Source organism: Brevundimonas vesicularis (genome assembly GCF_027105095.1).
Classification (GTDB): Bacteria; Pseudomonadota; Alphaproteobacteria; order Caulobacterales; family Caulobacteraceae; genus Brevundimonas; species Brevundimonas vesicularis_E.
The window spans coordinates 2,482,076-2,496,345 of record NZ_CP114278.1 but is presented as its reverse complement, the minus strand read 5'-3'; the positions used below and the strand labels follow the sequence as shown (position 1 = coordinate 2,496,345).

Below are 14,270 nucleotides of genomic sequence, written 5' to 3'. Positions count from 1 at the left end.
GGGCTGAACCTTCCTGCCCGGTCGGGTGTTGTGGCGGCATGAAAGCCCTCGACCTCCTCCCGTCCGCCCTCATCGGCGCCGTCGCCAGCGCCCGTTCCATGACCCCGATGGCGGCCCTCGCCACCGCCGAACTGGCGCATAAGCCCTTGCCCGGTCGGGTCTTCCTGCTGAACCGGCCGCTGTTCAAGTTCGGCGCCCTGGCCATGGGCGTCGGCGAACTGCTGGGCGACAAAATGAAGTCCGCGCCCGATCGCACTGTCTTTCTCGGCCTATTGGCCCGGGTCATGAGCGCGGGCATCGCCGGCGCCGCCCTGGCCCCTCGCGGCAAGGAGAAGCTGGGCGCAGGCCTGGCGGTCGGCACGGCCGTGCCGCTGGCCTATCTGACCCTCTCGGGGCGCAAGAAGGCCATGGCCCGCATCGGCCAGACCAAGAGCGGCCTGATCGAGGACGCCCTGATCGTCGGCGCCGGCGCCCTGGTCGTCGGCCTTACCGTCTCGCGGTTCAACCGCCGCTAGCCGCTCGACAGCCGAGCCCCGGCGGCGATAGGTGAGGGACGTTTTCGAAGGAGCCCCGCCCATGATCACCCGCATCCAGCCCGGCGCCCGCATGAGCGAGGCCGTGGTCCACGGCGACACCATCTATCTCTCGGGCCAGGTCGGCGAACCCGGCGACGACGTGGCGACGCAGACCCGAACGGCGCTGGCCGAGATCGAGGCGCTGCTGGCCGAGGCCGGCAGCGACAAGTCCCGGATCCTGATGGCCCAGATCTGGCTGGCCGACATCGCCGACTTCGAGGCGATGAACGGCGTCTGGGACGCCTGGGTCGACACCGCCAACCCGCCGGCCCGCGCCACGGGCGAAAGCCGGCTCGCGTTGCCCGACTACAAGGTCGAAATCATCGTAATCGCCGCCAAAGCCTGATCGCGGTTGACCGGGCGGGATGCAGACTGCAAACCGCCGCCATGCTTCAGAACCTCGAAACCCTCGCCCGCGAGGCCAAGTCCTGGCCCTTCGAACAAGCCCGCAACCTGCTGGCCCATGTTCTGAAGAAACGGCTGGGCGAGACCGAGCGAGCCGAAGCGCGCGCCCTGATCGACGCCGGCAAGGCGGATGAAGCCCTGGCGGCCTTTCCCGCCCTGCAACGCCCGGTGGTCCTGGAGACCGGCTACGGCCCGTCGGGCCTGCCGCACATGGGCACCTTCGGCGAGGTCGCCCGCACCACCATGGTGCGCAACGCCTTTCGCGCCCTGACCGGCGACCACTGGCCCACGCGCCTGATCGCCTTCTCCGACGACATGGACGGCCTGCGCAAGGTGCCGGAGGGCGTGCCGAACCCGGAGATGCTGCGCGAGGACCTGCACCTGTCCCTGACGCGGGTGCGCGATCCCTTCGGCACCCACGATAGCTTCGGCGCGCACAACAACGCCCGCCTGCGCGCCTTCCTCGACAGCTTCGGCTTCGATTATGAGTTCATGTCCTCGACCGAGACCTACAAGTCGGGCCGGTTCGACGCGACGCTGCTGACGCTGCTGGAACGGTTCGACGCGGTCCAGGCCATCATGCTGCCGACCCTGGGCGAGGAGCGCCGCGCCACCTATTCGCCCTTCCTGCCCATCAGCCCGATCACCGGCCATGTGCTGCAGGTCCCGACCCTGGCGCGCAACGTCGAGAAGGGCACCATCACCTTCGAAGACCCCGCCGGCGAACCGGGCAACCGCACCGAGGCGCCGGTCACGGGCGGCCATGTGAAGCTGCAGTGGAAGCCCGACTGGGCCATGCGCTGGGTCGCGCTGGACATCGACTACGAGATGTCGGGCAAGGACCTGATCGAGAGCGTGCGCGAAAGCTCCAAGGTCTGCCGCGCGTTGGGCGGCACACCTCCTGAGGGCTTCAACTACGAGCTCTTCCTCGACATCGAGGGCAAGAAGATCTCCAAGTCCAAGGGCAACGGCCTGACGATGGACGAGTGGCTGCGCTACGGCACGCCCGAGAGCCTGTCGTGGTACATGTTCCAGTCGCCGAAGTCGGCCAAGAGCCTGCACTTCAACGTCATCCCGCGCGCCATCGACGACTATCTGGCCTTCATCGAAAGCTACAAGACCCAGGAGCCGGCCAAGCGGATCGACAACGCCGTCTGGTCGATCCACGCAGGCGATCCGCCGACCCACACATCGCCGGTGTCCTTCGCCCTGCTTCTGAACCTGGTCGGCGTGGCCAACGCCTCGACCAAGGACCAGCTGTGGGCCTATTTCGCCAAATACCTGCCTGACGCGACGCCGCAGAACGAGCCCCTGCTGGACCGGCTGATGGACCACGCGCTGAACTACTACGAGGACTTCGTGAAGCCCTCGAAGTCCTATCGCCTGCCGGACGACAAGGAGAAGGCGGCGCTGCTGGACCTGGCCGAACGGCTGAAGGCCCTGCCGGCCGACACCACCGATGGCGAGCTGATCCAGAACGAGGTCTATGCGGTCGGCAAGGCGCATGCGTTCGAGCCGCTGCGGGCGTGGTTCGGCGCGCTCTACGAGGTGCTGCTGGGCGCCAACCAAGGGCCGCGTTTCGGTTCGTTCGCCGCCATCTACGGCCTGCCGCAGACGATCGCCCTGATCGAGGCGGGGGCGAACGGAGAGCTGGCGCAACCTTGACGCTTCGTCAGGGTTGTTGAGTGATGCCATTCTTGGATGGACGGAGCCAGGGGAGGGGCGACGTTGCGTTACGAGATCGACGAGACGAATAAGATCCTGCTGGTCGACATAGCCTCCGCCGGCCCCGCCGACCGGGTGCTAGAAGCGACGGTTGATCTGATCACGCGGCGGCCCGAGCTGTGCAGCTGGGACTGGATCGTCGGGTGCGAACCCATGACGGACGACGCCACCGTCCAGCACCTGGATGAGCTCGCCAAAGCCTGGGGGCCGCCCCCGCCCGTCGAAGCCGTGACGGTCTTCATCTCGCATGACCGCATGCTGCATCTCTGGGCGAGGGTATTGGACTTCCAGTTCGCCCGACGCAAACACCTGATCGAACGCGACATTGATGCGGCCAAGCGGCTGGTGGCGCGCCGGCAAACCGCACGCGCAACGAAGATGAACGGAAAATAACGGCGAAGCTCCGGGAGCCTTCAGTTTCGTCCGTGCATTCTCCCCTCATCGGCAAACGCGCTGACAGGAGAAGAGTTATGTCGAACAAGATTTTCAAGACCGGTCTGGCCACCGCTGCCGCTCTGGCCGCCATGGTGACCGCCGCCCCGATGTCCGCCCAGGCTCAGGCCAACGGCGTGACCAACTGTGACGCCCCTGGCGGTCGCCAACGTGCGGGCGCTCTGATCGGCGCCGTCGTCGGCGGCGTGGTGGGGTCGAACCTCGCTCGCAACGAGCGGACGGCCGGCACCATCGTCGGCGCGGGCGCCGGCGCCGCCGCCGGTTCCTATATCGGCTGCAACCAGCAACGCGCCCGTGCTGCGTCGGCGTCCAGCGGCGCCCAGTATCGCGCTTCGTCGAACCTGCGCATCCGCAGCGGCCCCGGCACCAACTATCGCCAAGCCGGCACGCTGTCGGCGGGCCAGCCCTTCACCGCTATCGGTTCGCAAGGCGAGTGGGTGCAGATCGCAGGCGGCGGTTGGGTGAACGCCCACTACGTCACGGCTAACTGAGTCCACTGCGCCCTAATCGAAAGCCCCGTCCGGTTCGCCGGGCGGGGTTTTTGCTGCGCTTTACTGACTGACCCAAAGGATGCGGGCCATCCATTCGATCTCACGTCGGGGCACGATCCTGGGCGGATAGTCGGGATTGATCGAGGCCAGGGTGACGGCTCGGCTGGTCAGGCTGGTGACCTCCTTAGCCACGGTTTCTCCGCTGGTCAGGCGGGCGACGACGCGATCGCCCCGCCGCACCTGCGTCGCTTCCTGATCCACGATCACGCGGTCGCCTTCGCGATAGAGGGGCGACATCGAATCGCCGGTGATCTGAAGGCTGAAGAGCGTGTCCTTGGCGCGCGGCAGGTCCGTCTGATCCCAGCCTTCGCCCACCGGCAGGCCGGCGTCGTCGAAGAAACCGTCCTGACCCGCCTTGGCGAGGCCCAGCAAGGGCACGCTGATCGGCGCCTCAGGCGCGTCTTCGGCCAACACCGCAAACTCCGACAGCGACAGGCCCGTCGCCTGAAGCACCAGCGTCATGCTCTCGGTCGAGGGCCAGCGCGGACGCGGCGGATCGCCGGGCCCGAAGCGTTTTGAGGGATTGAAACTCGTCGCATCCAGACCGGCCAGTCGCGCCAAGCCCGACGGCGTCAGACCCTCACGCCGCGCCAAGGCGTCGACGGCCTTCCAGAGCTTGGCGTGGGATAGCGGCATCGTGTTCCAGCGACTGATTCTTCGCGAGAATACGGCAAGGTACTAGGAATTTCTACCTATGTTCAAGTTTGCAGCCTTGCGGGTTTGCCAAGCCCAGAAAGTCCCGGCTGTGATGCAGCCGATGATGAGGTAGCCGGTGAAATTCATGACGGTATAGATGGACGCCACCGACACGGGCTGTCCCGTCAGGATCATGATGTGAGACATCACCATGATCAGTTGCAGGCCGCTCGCCCACACAGGCCAGGATCCACGATACCTCCACGAAAGACCGACGAAGGCAGACAGAAGCGCCAGATCGATGACGAACATTCCTAGAGGGACGCCACGAAAACCGCTGTTCTCCTGCATGATGATCGTCGCAAACCAAGCGAACAGATAGGCTGCTGCGCCGAAGCGTTCGGGCTTGCCGCCTTTCAAAAAGGCGAAAAGAGCCATACCGACCATGAATACCGCGCCGACGACGGCGTAGATCATGTTCACCATGTGAAATCGCCCCCGCGCAGGAACGCGCGGAGGCGATAATGGCCTAAGTCAGATCAAACTGAAATCTCGATAAGCTAAGCTTACCAAGAATTCACGCGACGCGGAGATGTCCTTGCGGACGAACCTGCTCCTGCGGATTCAGCCAGTCATCCGGCTTGCCAACAGGGCCGGCGGCATAGGTGCCGTAGCCGAGGCGGCGGTGATCTTTTTGCAGCTCGGCGTGGCAGGCCACGATGGACTCGCGCGCGGCCGAGAGGGCGGCGATGGTTTCCATGGCCTTGGCTTGCGAAACCGTGCCGGAGACAGGCGACAGCGAAAGCGCGGCGCGAGCGCCGATGAAGGATTGAACCAGCGTGGTCGCCTGGGTGATCGCGGCGTCGATCGCGAGTTCGGTGGCATGCAGATCGCCAGCAACGCTGGTGACGACTTCAGTGCGGTCCATGGAAAGCCCCTCAAAGACAGGTTTACAAGAAGCTTATGGTTATCACGTCTTAACCTTGTTTGGTAGAGCAATGTTTACCATTTCGGCAATCGCGCGTTGAAGCGCCGCCGTAAGAACGGCGTCGAAACGCAATGAAGACGGGAAGTAGAGGCGAATCAGCGCTTTAGTGCGCGGTGATCAGTCCTGGTTGTCCAATAGGAAGTGGGCGGTGAGAGACGCAATCGGCTGTTGACGTTCTTCCTGCCAGGCCTCCGCATGCACATGGGCCACGCGACGACCCGCCCGGCTGATGCGAGCGCGGGCGAAGACGTCGATCGGTCTGCCTGTGCGCAGATAGGCCACCGTGACATTGATCGGGCGGGGCAGTCGCGGACCAGGAAAGCTGAGCGCCACCTGGGCCATCGCCGTCATTTCCAGAAGGGCGGCCGTCGATCCGCCGTGCAGGGCGGGCAGCATCGGATTGCCGATCAGCTTATCGTCGAATGGCATGATGACGGTGACTTCGTCGCCGCTGACCAGGGTTTGAAGGCCGAGAAAGCGGGCGTAGGGCATGCGGTTCAGGACGTCGGTCATGCCGCCGCTCCCTTTGCATGGGACGCCCGCTCGCGGGTCTGGTTGAGGATATAGGCGGCTTGCGCTGCGGCGACCGGGTCGGTGGGATCGTCCTCGAAAGCCCAGGCGCGCACGAAGGCGATGCTGGGCGTCAGTCGGAAGCACAGGCCCTGCGCCAGCAGGTCCTGACGCGGCCTTGCCGCGCGCATGTAGTCGACGCGCAAATCCAGGGTGGCGATGGGCTGGAAAGCGTCCATCGCGGTCCACACGGCCAAGCCGCCGATATGATCCAGCAAGGTCGTCACCAGCCCTCCAGCGAAGATGCCGCTGTCGGGATCGCCGACCAGATCTTCACGCCACGGCACACGGATCCGGGGTTCGCCGTCGTGCAGCCCGTCGAAGGTGAAGCCCAAGGCGCCGGTGTGGGCGGCGCCGGCGGCCAATTGCGGCAGAATGGTGGTCAGGAAACTCTCGTGCATCGTGCGGACTGAACCTGTTGCGCCGATTTTCGGGGTCATCCTCTATGGGGCGGCGCCCCGACGGCGTCGAGAGCGTTACCGCAAGATGATCCGACCCGAAGACCTGCTGCATCCCACGCCCGCCGGGCTCTACTGTCCTCCGGGAGATTTCTACATCGACCCGGTTCGGCCGGTGGATCGCGCCGTCATCACGCACGGCCATGCCGACCACGCGCGCGCCGGTCACGGGGCGGTGCTCGCGACGCGCCAGACCTTGGCGATCATGGCTGAACGTTATGGCGCGGATTTCACGCTGCAGCCCCAATCGGTGGAGTATGGCGAGGCGACGGCGATCAATGGGGTCGATCTCAGATTGGCGCCCGCCGGCCATGTGCTGGGCTCGGCCCAGGTCGAGGTGCGCTGGAAGGGGCTGATCATGGTGGTGTCCGGCGACTATAAGCGCCGCCGCGATCCGACCTGTGCGCCGTTCGAGCCTGTGCCGTGTCACGTCTTCATTTCGGAGGCGACGTTCGGACTGCCGGTCTTCAGCCATCCGCCGGCGGAGGAGGAAGTCGGGCGGCTGGTGCGGTCGCTGGGGCAGTTTCCCGAACGGGCGCATCTGGTCGGCGCCTATGCGCTGGGCAAGGCGCAGCGGATCATCCGCCTGCTGCGCGAGGCCGGATGGGACCGCACCATCTATGTTCACGGTGCGCTGGAGCGGCTGAACGGCCTGTACGAGAGAGAAGGGGTCGACTTGGGCCCGCTGGCGCTGCCCAAGAATGCGCTGGGCGGCGAGGTCGCCATCGCACCGCCGTCGGCCATCCAGGATCGATGGGCGCGTCGGTTCGCCGATCCGGTCACGGCCTTTGCTTCAGGCTGGATGGGAGTGAAGGCGCGGGCGCGGCAGCGCGGTGTGGAACTGCCGTTGGTCGTGTCGGACCATGCCGACTGGAACGAACTGACCGCGACCTTCACCGAGATCAAGCCGGAGGAAATCTGGATCACTCACGGCCGCGAGGAGGGCCTGCTGCGCTGGGCCGAGATCAACGGCCAGAAGGCGAGGGCCCTGCGACTGGTCGGCTATGACGAAGAGGACGAAGAGGCGCTGGACGTTCGTCCGGACTGAGGATCAGGCGACGGCGCGACCGGATTGGTCCTGCTCTTGTGCGCTTTCGTGAGCGGCGGAGATTGCGGCGTTCATCGCCATCCGCAGGCGTTCGGGCTTGATGGGCTTTTCAACGACGGCGGCCATGCCGATCGAGAGATAGTGTTTGGCGTCTTCGGGGTCCGCATTCGCGGTCAGGGCGACGATCGGCACGCGACCGACGGCCCCGGGCAGGGCGCGAATGGCCTGCGTGGCCTGAACCCCGTCCATCCGGGGCATCTTGATGTCCATCAGGACCAGGTCGTAGCGGCTCTCCTGAACGGCCTGAAGCGCCTCGAGGCCGTCTTCGGCCAGTTCGGAGCTGCAGCCGAACATCTCGCACAGCGCCTGGGCGACGACGCGGTTGGTGGCGTTGTCGTCGACGATCAGGATGTGCGGCGCGGATTTCAAATCGAGGCCCGACAGGTCCGACACATTGGATGGCGCCTCCACCTCGATCACGGCGCGGGGCGCCGTCAGATCGAAGGCGAAGGTCGCGCCGCGACCCTTGTTGTTCTCGGCCCAGATTCGGCCGTTCATGCGGTCGATCACCTGACGACAGATCGACAGACCCAGGCCGGCGCCGTCGGGGCCGGAGCCGTGAACGAAGGGCTCGAAGATGGAATCGACGCGTTCTGGCTCGACGCCCGGGCCGTCGTCGCGAATGCGGGCTTCCATACGAATGCGGTCGCCCTCGACCCAGGCCTTGAGGCCCGCCTCGACCACGCCGTTGCGGGCGAACTTCAGCGCATTGCCGATCAGGTTGTTGAACACCTGCTTCAGGCGCATGCCGTCGATGACGGCCGCCAGTTCGGTGTCGCCTTCATAGCCGACGAGCAGGGTCACGCCGTCCTGAGAGGCGCGCGGCTCCCACATCGACTGAATGTCGTCCATGACGGCGCGCAGGGCGGTCGGCTCGGTCTTCAGCTCCAGCTCGCCGGCCTCGGCCTTGGACAGGTCCACCGCGTCCTGAAGGATGCGCAGCAAGGTCTCGGACGAGTCCATGATGGTCTGGACGTGCGCCTGGGCCGCCGTATTCAACGGCTGACGGCGCAGCAGTTCGGCTACGGCCAGGACGCCGTTCATCGGCGTGCGCAGTTCGTGACTCATGATGGCCAGGAACTGGCTCTTGGCGCGGGCGGCGGCGATGGCCTGGGCGCGGGTGTCGCTGAGGATCGCGGCCTGTTCAGCCAGTTCCGCATTCTGCTGGCGCTGACGCGTGTTGACGGCCTGCAACAGGGTGGCGGCGGTGCCCACGCCCCAATCGGCGCCGTTCTTCGTGACGATGAAGCCGCGCAGCAGGGCGGCCGGACCGCCCTTCAGCATGATGTCGCAAAAGGCGTCGATGCGGACGCCGCCCTCGACCACAGCCGGCTCGGCATCCATGGCGACGGTGATGGGGCGAAGATCGTAAAGGGCGTGGCCGAAGCGGGCGGCGATTTTCTGAAGGAAGGCGGTGCGTTCGACCAGGCCGACGGGACGGTCGCCATCCACCACGGGAATGACCAGCGTATCCGGCTCGCGTTCGAAACGCGCCAGAACCTCGCAGCCGAGAGTCGTCGGTGCAACCGGCTTTGGACGCTCGGAAAGGGTCTCGATGGTCGGCATACTGCCTGGAACTCCTACTCATTGTGAGTAAAAGCCGAAATCGCTTGCGGATTGGTTAAGCTGTATCTTCCAAGACGCAAATCCGCCTTTTTTGCTCACGGGCAGGGTCTGGTGTAAGAGGCCCGCCCGACCCATCTGGGTCTCCATCCCTTTGTGCATGCGCGCGGCCGAACGGCCGACCGCAGATTCGTCATGAGCGTCATCCTGGAAAAGACCTCCCCCACCGCTAGCAAGACGGCCCTGGTTCTGTTCTCCGGCGGGCAGGACAGCGCGACCTGCCTGGCCTGGGCGCTGGAGCGGTTCGAGCGGGTGGAGACGGTCGGGTTCGACTATGGCCAGCGCCATCTGGTGGAGATGCAGGCCCGTCAGGCGGTGCGCGACGGAATGAAGACGGCCCTGCCGCGGTGGGCCGATCGCCTGGGCGATGACCATGTGGTGGACCTGACCGGATACGGCCGGATCGCCGAGAGCGCCCTGACCGCCGACCGCAAGATCGAAATGGACGCGCGCGGCCTGCCGACGACCTTCGTGCCAGGTCGCAATCTGATCTTCCTGGTTGCAGCCGCGGCGCTGGCGGATCGGCGCGGGCTGGACGTGCTGGTCGGCGGCATGTGCGAGACGGATTATTCGGGTTATCCGGATTGCCGCCACGAGACCATGGAGGCGATGGCGCGGGCGCTGTCGCTGGGGCTGGATAAGCCGGTCGTCATCGACACGCCCCTGATGTGGTTAACCAAGGTCCAGACCTGGGAGCTGGCGGACAGGATCGGCGGCGACAGGCTGATCGAGCTGATCATCGAGGATAGCCATACCTGCTATCAGGGCGACCGGGCGCATCGACACGTCTGGGGCTACGGCTGCGGGTCTTGCCCGGCCTGCGAACTGCGCGCGGCCGGCTATGACGAATGGGCGTCGGGGCGATGACCTATTCGGCCAAGGAAGTGTTCCTGACGGTTCAAGGCGAGGGCGGACAGGCGGGGCGGCCGGCGGTCTTCCTGCGATTCGCCGGCTGCAATCTGTGGAGCGGTCGCGAGCAGGATCGGGCCAGCGCCGTCTGCACCTTCTGCGACACCGACTTTGTCGGGGTGGACGGGGACGGGGGCGGCAAGTTCGCGACGGCGGACCTGCTGGCCGATCATGTCGCGGCGATGTGGCGCGGGCGTGAAGGTGATCCGAAACTGGTGGTCTGCACCGGCGGAGAGCCCTTGCTGCAACTGGATGCGCCGCTGATTGACGCGCTGCATGCGCGAGGTTTCGAGATCGCCATCGAGTCGAATGGCACCTTGTTGGCCCCCGCCGGCGTCGACTGGATCTGCATCAGTCCCAAGGCCGACGCGGATGTGGTGCAGACGCGAGGCACCGAGCTGAAGCTGGTCTTCCCCCAGCCCAAGGCCATGCCGGATCGGTTCGAACACCTGGATTTCGAACGGTTCTGGCTTCAGCCGATGGATGGGCCAGATCAGGTGGAGAACACCGCCGCCGCCATCGAATATTGCCTGACCCACCCGCAGTGGCGCCTGAGCGTCCAGACCCACAAATACATCGGCGTCCGCTAATGCCCGTCTTTGAGATCACCAAACAGGCGACCTTCGACGCCGCCCATCACTTCCCGAACGAGCCTGAGGGCAGCATCTATCGCCGCGTCCACGGCCATTCCTTCACGGTCGAAGCGACGGTGCGGTCCGAGGTGCTGGACGTCGAACACGGCTGGGTGGCGGACCTGGGTGCGCTTGACCGGGCGCTTAAAGCGGCGGCCGAGACGCTGGATCACGGCATGCTGAACGAGCACGAGGGTCTGGAGCTGCCCAGTCTGGAAAACCTGTGCCTGTGGTTCGCCAAGACGCTGAAACCCGAGTGGCCGGGCCTTTGCCGAATTCAGGTGGCGCGGCCGACGATCAACGAGCGGTGCGTTCTAAGTCTCTGACCTAGCAGCGTTTGCCCTGACGCTGGCGCTGTTCGCAGCGGCGTTGTTCGCGTTCATAGTCGCGCTGTTCACGCTCGCGACGCAGTTTGGTTTCCTCGTCCGAGGTGGTGACGGCGTCGAAACCGGCGCCGACGACCGCGCCGGTGGCTTTCGCCGTCCCGCCGACGACCGCAGCGGTCCCGCCGACGACGGCGCCGACAAGGCAGCCCTGCAGCATCAGACAACCGCCCAGCACAACGACGACTTGGGATACGGAAACGAGGCGATTTCGACGACGCATGGGCGACTCTCCAGAGATTTGGAATAGTCGTCGATAATGATGAACGAGGGCTGACTTCAGGCGGGACGTTGCGGCAGCAGTTTGCGCCGCTGGCGCGACAGGGCCAGCGGCGTTCCATCAGCGCCCCAGGCGATCGCCTCGTCCACCGTCCAGCCCAGGCCGAGGTCCAGCATCCTGAACTCGAAGAAGGCCCAGCCGTCCGGCGCGGTCTGTGGCGTTGGATCGGTCAGGATGTCGATGCGCAGATCGACGGTGGTCATGGCGCTCGGCGTCTTGGATGCGGTCCAGGCGGGCGGGTACAGCGCGTCCAGCAGGTAGCACAGGCCGACCTCATCCAAGGGCCGGCCGTCGGCCATCCGCATCCAGGTGCGCTCGATCACCGGCTTGCCCTCATTGCCGCCCAGGATGTTGGGGCCGCCGTCGAAGCGGTATTCGACGTGCTGGGCGAAATGCGGCGACATCGTCCCGCGTATGGTGGCCTTGGGGTCCAGTTCATCCAGCGGCGGTGGCGGCGCGTGCAACGGCGTCAGCGGAGGCGGCGCGGCGTCCAGCCCATAGGCGCCGGTGGCGTGGTGGGTCATGCGCCCGTCCTGCTGGGCCTCGACCGCGGCATACAGCACGTTACGGCCGCCGCGCAGCAGGCGAGGGCGAAAGGCGACCTGTTCGCCGAACCTTGCCGCTGACAGATATTGGACCGACAGGGTTCGAAGGGGCGCGGTCAGCGCCAGTCCCTGTCGCATCGACTGAGCGCACAGGGCCGCCAGCAGCCCGCCGAACGGAAAGCCCTTCTCCGGCGTCATGCTCGATGGGCCATTTGAAAAATGACCCGGCACAGGCGCGGACAAACCGCCATCGTCGAGGAGCTGGAAGGTGAGGGCGGCATCGAGGGAAATGGGCGGCGTCATTGCGCAATCCTGCGTCAGGCGAAGAAGCGGCGGAAGACCTGATGAAGATCTCCTGCCGAAGTCCAAGGAACAAGGCGGCGAACCGGGAGGCTTGCGCGTCCGTTGCGAAACACAACTGACTTGGAGCGTTCGGATTTGCAACCCTTGCCAAATGCCTGACGTGGCGTCACTTTCGCGCCTATGGGACGCACCGCCGACTACAGCCGCCAAAGCTGCTCCATCGCCGCCACGCTTGAGGTGATCGGCGATCCCTGGACCCTGTTAGTCATTCGCGACGCCTTCAACGGCGTCAGCCGGTTCGAACAGTGGCAAGACAATCTGGGCGTGGCGCGCAATGTCTTGGCCGCACGGCTCAAAAGCCTGGTCCAGCACGGCGTGCTGGAGCCGCGCCTGTATTCCGAACGCCCGCCGCGCAACGAATATGTCCTGACCGCCAAAGGCAAGGATCTGTACGGCGTTCTGGTCACACTACACGGCTGGGGCAACAAACACGTCTATGGCGACGCCGACAGCGGCATCGACATGGTCCACAAGACCTGCGGCGATTCCCTGACCCCGCGCATCGCCTGTGGCTGTTGCGGCGAGATCGTCAAGCCCAGAGACATCGCCCTGACTCGCGCGGAGAACCGGCCGACAGTCGGCGATGTGATGCCCAAGGAAGCGGCTTAGAGGGCGCTGCGTCAGACCATGAAGCGTTTGATGTTGAGATCACTGATCGCGACCGCGGTCGTCTCAGCGGTTGTTGCCGGGGCTTGGACCTACAAGATGGAAGATGACTGTAGGCGGTTGCTGGCAACCAGTTCCCAAAGCGATATCGAGGTGCGCCGCACGAGCGCGGGCATCTGCTATCCTTGTCGCGCAGACGGCCCCTTATACGATATCAGTTATCGCCCGTGCGAGGGTGGCGATCGCGCTTACCGCGCGTCCTGATACGGCGAGCCAATAACTATGCCCGTGTCGCCGCCCTGCTGACGCTTTCTGGCAGTAGCGCTGCTAGGATCGCGGGGTGTCACGCTCCGAACGCCTTCTCGATCTACTGAACGTCCTGCGGCGGCATCGTCGGCCGGTGAGCGGGCAGGTGTTGGCCGCGGAGATGGGCGTCAGTCTGCGGACGCTTTATCGCGACATCGCCAGCCTGCAGGCGCAAGGCGCGACGATCGAGGGGGAGGCGGGGGTCGGCTATGTGTTGAAGCCGGGCTTCATGCTGCCGCCGTTGATGTTCACGCCGGAAGAGATCGAGGCCCTGGTGCTGGGATCACGCTGGGTGGCGGACCGCGCCGATCCGCGCATGCGCGATGCGGCGCTGGCGGCGCTCGGACGGATCTCGGCGGTGCTGCCGCCCGACCTGCGCGACGAGATGGACACATCGGCCCTGCTGGTCGTGCCGGGAGAACCGTTCCCGGCGGATCGAGTCGATCCGGCCTTATTAAGAAAAGCGATCCGCACCGAGCGCCGGCTGAAGCTGTGTTACCGCGACGAGGCAGGGTCGGCGTCCGAGCGTGTCGTCTGGCCGTTCGCCCTGGCTTTCTTCGATCGGGTGCGATTGCTGATCGCGTGGTGCGAACTGCGCGGTGATTTCCGCAGTTTCCGCACCGACCGCATCGTCGAGGCGGAGGTGATGGAGGCGCGCTATCCAACGCGTCGTCAGGCGCTGATGAAGACCTGGCGCGAGGCGCATGAAAGATCGAAGTCGGGCGGCGGCTGCTGACGGAAACTGGCAGCAGCGAAGGCTAGGGTTCGAAGTGTTGGAAACACAAAGGGGCCGGGCTGATGAGCGAGATCGAGGATATTCTTTTGGCCGTCGCGGATCCGGAAATCAGCGCGCGCTTCTATGCCAGCCTGCTGGGTTGTCGGCCGGTGATGGCGGGACCGGACCGGGCCTTGTTCAAGCTGACGTCTGGTCGGGCATTGGGGCTGTTGCGGCGTGCCGGCGATCGGCGCGAGGTGTGCGAGGTCGACTTTCCGCTGGAGGGCGCCGAGGCGGTGGATCAGGCGCATATAGACTGGTGGGATCGCGGGGCGCGCATTCTGACGCCGCCAACGGACGCCGCGCCGGTCCGCAGCTTCGTGGCGGGCGATCCGGACGGCCATCGGCTGAGGGTCTTTGCCGTAGCGGCGTGAGCGCG

20 protein-coding genes are annotated in these 14,270 nt (G+C 65.6%); 12 read left to right on the top strand and 8 right to left on the bottom strand.

Translation table 11 applies throughout. The features are described from left to right. Positions 1–38 precede the first annotated feature (38 nt). The 5 genes from O2K97_RS12470 (at position 39) to O2K97_RS12450 (ending at position 3,649) form a co-directional block, all read left to right on the top strand. On the top strand, positions 39–515 hold the full coding sequence (locus O2K97_RS12470) for a hypothetical protein (protein ID WP_269219502.1): 477 nt from the start codon (positions 39–41) through the stop codon (positions 513–515). A gap of 61 nt (positions 516–576) precedes the next feature. Continuing rightward, on the top strand, positions 577–921 hold the full coding sequence (locus tag O2K97_RS12465) for a RidA family protein (protein ID WP_269219501.1): 345 nt from the start codon (positions 577–579) through the stop codon (positions 919–921). A gap of 41 nt (positions 922–962) precedes the next feature. Next, complete coding sequence (locus O2K97_RS12460; RefSeq protein WP_269219500.1) at positions 963–2,645, top strand: lysine--tRNA ligase; 1,683 nt, start codon at positions 963–965, stop codon at positions 2,643–2,645. 63 nt (positions 2,646–2,708) lie between these two features. Continuing rightward, the gene (locus O2K97_RS12455; RefSeq protein WP_269219499.1) at positions 2,709–3,098 is read left to right on the top strand and encodes a hypothetical protein; all 390 of its coding nucleotides are present in this window, start codon (positions 2,709–2,711) and stop codon (positions 3,096–3,098) included. Positions 3,099–3,175: 77 nt separating this feature from the next. Then, positions 3,176–3,649 (top strand): SH3 domain-containing protein, encoded by a 474-nt coding sequence (locus O2K97_RS12450; protein ID WP_039246408.1) that lies wholly within the window; start codon positions 3,176–3,178, stop codon positions 3,647–3,649. Positions 3,650–3,709: 60 nt separating this feature from the next. On the opposite strand, the gene O2K97_RS12445 is transcribed toward O2K97_RS12450, so the two are convergent. The 5 genes from O2K97_RS12445 to O2K97_RS12425 form a co-directional block, all read right to left on the bottom strand. Beyond that, positions 3,710–4,345, bottom strand: a complete 636-nt coding sequence (locus tag O2K97_RS12445; RefSeq protein WP_269219498.1) for a S24 family peptidase — start codon at positions 4,343–4,345, stop codon at positions 3,710–3,712. A 42-nt stretch (positions 4,346–4,387) separates the two neighbouring features. Then, positions 4,388–4,831, bottom strand: coding sequence for a hypothetical protein (locus O2K97_RS12440; RefSeq protein ID WP_269219497.1), 444 nt, complete (start codon positions 4,829–4,831; stop codon positions 4,388–4,390). A 91-nt stretch (positions 4,832–4,922) separates the two neighbouring features. Further along, positions 4,923–5,273, bottom strand: coding sequence for a hypothetical protein (locus O2K97_RS12435; RefSeq protein ID WP_112861636.1), 351 nt, complete (start codon positions 5,271–5,273; stop codon positions 4,923–4,925). Positions 5,274–5,450: 177 nt separating this feature from the next. After that, on the bottom strand, positions 5,451–5,846 hold the full coding sequence (locus O2K97_RS12430) for a PaaI family thioesterase (RefSeq protein ID WP_269219496.1): 396 nt from the start codon (positions 5,844–5,846) through the stop codon (positions 5,451–5,453). Beyond that, on the bottom strand, positions 5,843–6,343 hold the full coding sequence (locus O2K97_RS12425; RefSeq protein WP_269219495.1) for a PaaI family thioesterase: 501 nt from the start codon (positions 6,341–6,343) through the stop codon (positions 5,843–5,845). The genes O2K97_RS12430 and O2K97_RS12425 overlap by 4 nt, the downstream gene beginning before the upstream one ends. A 46-nt stretch (positions 6,344–6,389) precedes the next feature. On the opposite strand from O2K97_RS12425, the gene O2K97_RS12420 reads away from it, so the two are divergent. Further along, a complete protein-coding gene (locus O2K97_RS12420; RefSeq protein WP_269219494.1) occupies positions 6,390–7,409 on the top strand; it encodes a ligase-associated DNA damage response exonuclease in 1,020 nt (339 codons plus the stop codon). Between the two features lie 3 nt (positions 7,410–7,412). On the opposite strand, the gene O2K97_RS12415 is transcribed toward O2K97_RS12420, so the two are convergent. After that, on the bottom strand, positions 7,413–9,035 hold the full coding sequence (locus O2K97_RS12415) for a response regulator (protein ID WP_269219493.1): 1,623 nt from the start codon (positions 9,033–9,035) through the stop codon (positions 7,413–7,415). Positions 9,036–9,227: 192 nt separating this feature from the next. On the opposite strand from O2K97_RS12415, the gene queC reads away from it, so the two are divergent. Genes queC through O2K97_RS12400 form a run of 3 tightly spaced genes read left to right on the top strand, consistent with a single transcriptional unit; the run spans position 9,228 to position 10,959 of the window. After that, positions 9,228–9,959, top strand: a complete 732-nt coding sequence (gene queC, locus O2K97_RS12410; protein WP_269219492.1) for a 7-cyano-7-deazaguanine synthase QueC — start codon at positions 9,228–9,230, stop codon at positions 9,957–9,959. Further along, positions 9,956–10,591: a 7-carboxy-7-deazaguanine synthase gene (gene queE / locus O2K97_RS12405; protein ID WP_269219491.1), complete on the top strand. Its 636-nt coding sequence runs from the start codon at positions 9,956–9,958 to the stop codon at positions 10,589–10,591. Before queC ends, queE begins: the two co-directional genes overlap by 4 nt. After that, positions 10,591–10,959 carry a 6-pyruvoyl trahydropterin synthase family protein gene (locus O2K97_RS12400; protein WP_112861642.1) on the top strand — a complete coding sequence of 123 codons (369 nt, stop codon included), beginning with the start codon at positions 10,591–10,593 and terminating at the stop codon, positions 10,957–10,959. Before queE ends, O2K97_RS12400 begins: the two co-directional genes overlap by 1 nt. A 1-nt stretch (position 10,960) precedes the next feature. Here the strand turns inward: O2K97_RS12400 and O2K97_RS12395 are convergent, their stop codons facing one another. Then, a complete protein-coding gene (locus O2K97_RS12395) occupies positions 10,961–11,239 on the bottom strand; it encodes a hypothetical protein (RefSeq protein WP_017504585.1) in 279 nt (92 codons plus the stop codon). A gap of 56 nt (positions 11,240–11,295) precedes the next feature. Further along, complete coding sequence (locus O2K97_RS12390) at positions 11,296–12,039, bottom strand: thioesterase family protein (RefSeq protein WP_269219490.1); 744 nt, start codon at positions 12,037–12,039, stop codon at positions 11,296–11,298. A gap of 285 nt (positions 12,040–12,324) precedes the next feature. Between O2K97_RS12390 and O2K97_RS12385 the strand changes: the two genes are divergently transcribed. From O2K97_RS12385 to O2K97_RS12375, 3 genes are all read left to right on the top strand, one after another. Next, positions 12,325–12,813 carry a winged helix-turn-helix transcriptional regulator gene (locus O2K97_RS12385; protein ID WP_269219489.1) on the top strand — a complete coding sequence of 163 codons (489 nt, stop codon included), beginning with the start codon at positions 12,325–12,327 and terminating at the stop codon, positions 12,811–12,813. 337 nt (positions 12,814–13,150) lie between these two features. Continuing rightward, positions 13,151–13,852 (top strand): helix-turn-helix transcriptional regulator, encoded by a 702-nt coding sequence (locus O2K97_RS12380; RefSeq protein WP_269219488.1) that lies wholly within the window; start codon positions 13,151–13,153, stop codon positions 13,850–13,852. Between the two features lie 62 nt (positions 13,853–13,914). Next, the gene (locus O2K97_RS12375; protein WP_269219487.1) at positions 13,915–14,265 is read left to right on the top strand and encodes a VOC family protein; all 351 of its coding nucleotides are present in this window, start codon (positions 13,915–13,917) and stop codon (positions 14,263–14,265) included. Positions 14,266–14,270: the final 5 nt, after the last annotated feature.